At 65.8% G+C, this 2,284-nt stretch carries 1 protein-coding gene and 1 pseudogene; both read right to left on the bottom strand.

Annotated elements, in window-relative coordinates; translation table 11 throughout:
- Positions 1 to 1,189, bottom strand: a 1,189-nt coding sequence (gene ltrA, locus ACFC02_RS42300) for a group II intron reverse transcriptase/maturase (protein WP_376368312.1), incomplete at its 3' end; no start/stop codon positions are given.
- A gap of 664 nt (positions 1,190 to 1,853) precedes the next feature.
- A pseudogene (locus ACFC02_RS42295) lies at positions 1,854 to 2,193 on the bottom strand (transposase); the annotation flags it as partial.
- Between the last annotated feature and the right edge of the window lie 91 nt (positions 2,194 to 2,284).

The raw sequence follows: 2,284 nt of genomic DNA, 5'->3' as shown, positions 1-2,284 counted from the left end.
CGAGTACTTGTAGGTCCCCAACGGGAACTCCTGATCTCTGGAACTTCATAGTTCCAGTGTCCAGGGTGTCCACGACCAGGGGGAAACCTCCCAGCACGTCCCTGGGTGGCTGTTGCGACAACCTGTGTGTCAGGGCACGGATCTTGTCCTTCAAGGACCGGATAGGCCGGTCGGCGATGAAGGTGTAGACGTACCACTTGTCCGTACCTCGCTTGCGTTTCCACTGGAGACGGAACCCAAGGAAGTCGAACCCTTCGCTCATGTGCACGACGCGGGTCTTGGCTTCGGAGAACCGAAGCCCCAATGGCGCGAGCACATCAGCGATTTCCTCGTGCAGCGCTTCCGCAGCGTCACAGTCACCGAACACGAGCACGACGAAATCGTCCGCGTAGCGGACGATCCGCCAGTTCGGCAATCCCCTCCGGCGACGGAGGGCGCGACTTACGGGGCTGCCCATCACCCCGCCCGGCCGCCACGGCCCGTGGGCGTGCTCATCGAGCGCGCTCAGGGCGATGTTGGCCAGCAGCGGAGACAGGACGCCTCCTTGCGGCGTGCCAGTCGGGTTGTCCTCGAAGTGACCGGTTTCGGTCATGACCCCGGCCTTGAGGAACGCCTTGACCAGCATGGGCACGTGCTTGTCCTTGACCCGAGTCCGCACCCGGTCCATGAGGGCCGTGTGGTCGATCGAGTCAAAGCACGCTTCGATATCCGCATCCAGCACCCAGCGGTAGCCTTTGGTGCCGAAATACTGAATCTCCGCGACTGCATCGTGTGCCCGTCGCTTCGGCCGGAACCCGTATGAGACAGGCAGAAAGCCGGCCTCGAACATCGGCTCCAGCACGAGCTTCAGCGCCGCCTGAACGACCCGGTCCGCAATGGTCGGAATTCCCAGCTTCCGGACCTTTGCGCTGCTACCTGGCTTGGGGATTTTGCGTTCCCGCACCGGGAGCGGACGGAACGATCCGTCCTTCAACTGGGTTCGCAGGCCGTCCAGGAACCCGGAAATCCCGGCGATCTCCTCAATATCGGCGACGGTCAGGCCGTCGACTCCGGGAGTTTTCGCGCCGGTGTTGCCCGCGACCCGCTCGAACGCCACCAACAGTGTCGCCGGATCGTGCACGAAGTTGAACAGGTCGTCGAACCTGCGGCCGGGATCGGCCGCCGCCCAACGGTGAAGCTTGGCCTGCATCCTCGATACCCGAGCACGTGGCCCCACCGGGTCCGTCGCGTTCGTGGCGCCGGTGTTCACCGGCGCGTCTTTCGACGTTGCAGCCTCCTTCCCTTCTCGAAACCGCTGCCGTCCTTCCCCATGCGCCGGGCTTTCCCCGGCTCGGAGTACTACGACGGCTCCGCCCATCCCAGCCCGGTCAGCGGTCGGTGCGCTCAGCCACCCTCCCGGGCTGGCGGCCCGGCCGGGTGGCAAGACCCGGATGGTTCCCGTGTTCACTGTGATTCGCTCGACGGAGGAGGAGCCCGACTCTGCCCCTGCGGCATCACCACGGCTACCCCACAGCAATTCACCGTGGTTTCCCGGCCAGCCGTCCTATCCGACCCAGGAGTTACCCACCGATATCCGGTGGGTTGCGCACCGCCCCCGGCCCATATCCGCCAGATTTGAGCCGGTGCAAGATGAAGGGACGTAAACGCCGGTTCCTCTCGTACTCCTTTCCGTCCCGCTCGCCGGACCCGCACCATCTGGCAGTGCTGGCACGTCCCGGCTTTGTCAGGGCTGCTTCCCGCCCTCACCGGCACCACCCGGATCAGACTGCCCTCAGCTCCACCGTCCTGCTGCGACAGGATCAGCGACGAAGGTCTCCCACCTCCGTTCGAATCAACAGCGCCTCACGGCGCACAGGCCGTTCCTTGCGGACGATCAGCCGCATGCCCTTCGGCCAGCCCTCCAGTAGGCTGCCGGTGAACTCGGCGCCCCATGCCCCGTCACGGACTTCGCCGTCGGTCTCGATGGCCAGGGCCAGGCTGATGCCGGGATCTTCAGCACGTGCTGGTGGATGGTGTCGGTGACCGTCATGCCGACGGAGTAGGACAGCCAGCGGCCCGCTTCACGAGCCAGGCGACGAACCCGTGGGTGCCGCCGCCGGAATCGGTGCATACGAGGGTCTGCCGTCCCCGCCAGTAGCGCTTGGGCAGTTGGGCCAGGGCCAGGCGGGCGGCGGTGATGTGGTCGGCCCGTGTTGTCGGGTAGCCCCGGCGCATTACTGCGCCGGGGCCCCCTCAGAACCGTGCTTGCCCGCTTTCCAGGCACACGGCTCAAGCAAGCCCCGGG

The sequence above is a fragment of the Streptomyces sp. NPDC056160 genome (assembly GCF_042268205.1).
Taxonomy (GTDB): domain Bacteria; phylum Actinomycetota; class Actinomycetes; order Streptomycetales; family Streptomycetaceae; genus Streptomyces.
This window is presented reverse-complemented; position numbering and strand designations above follow the sequence as displayed.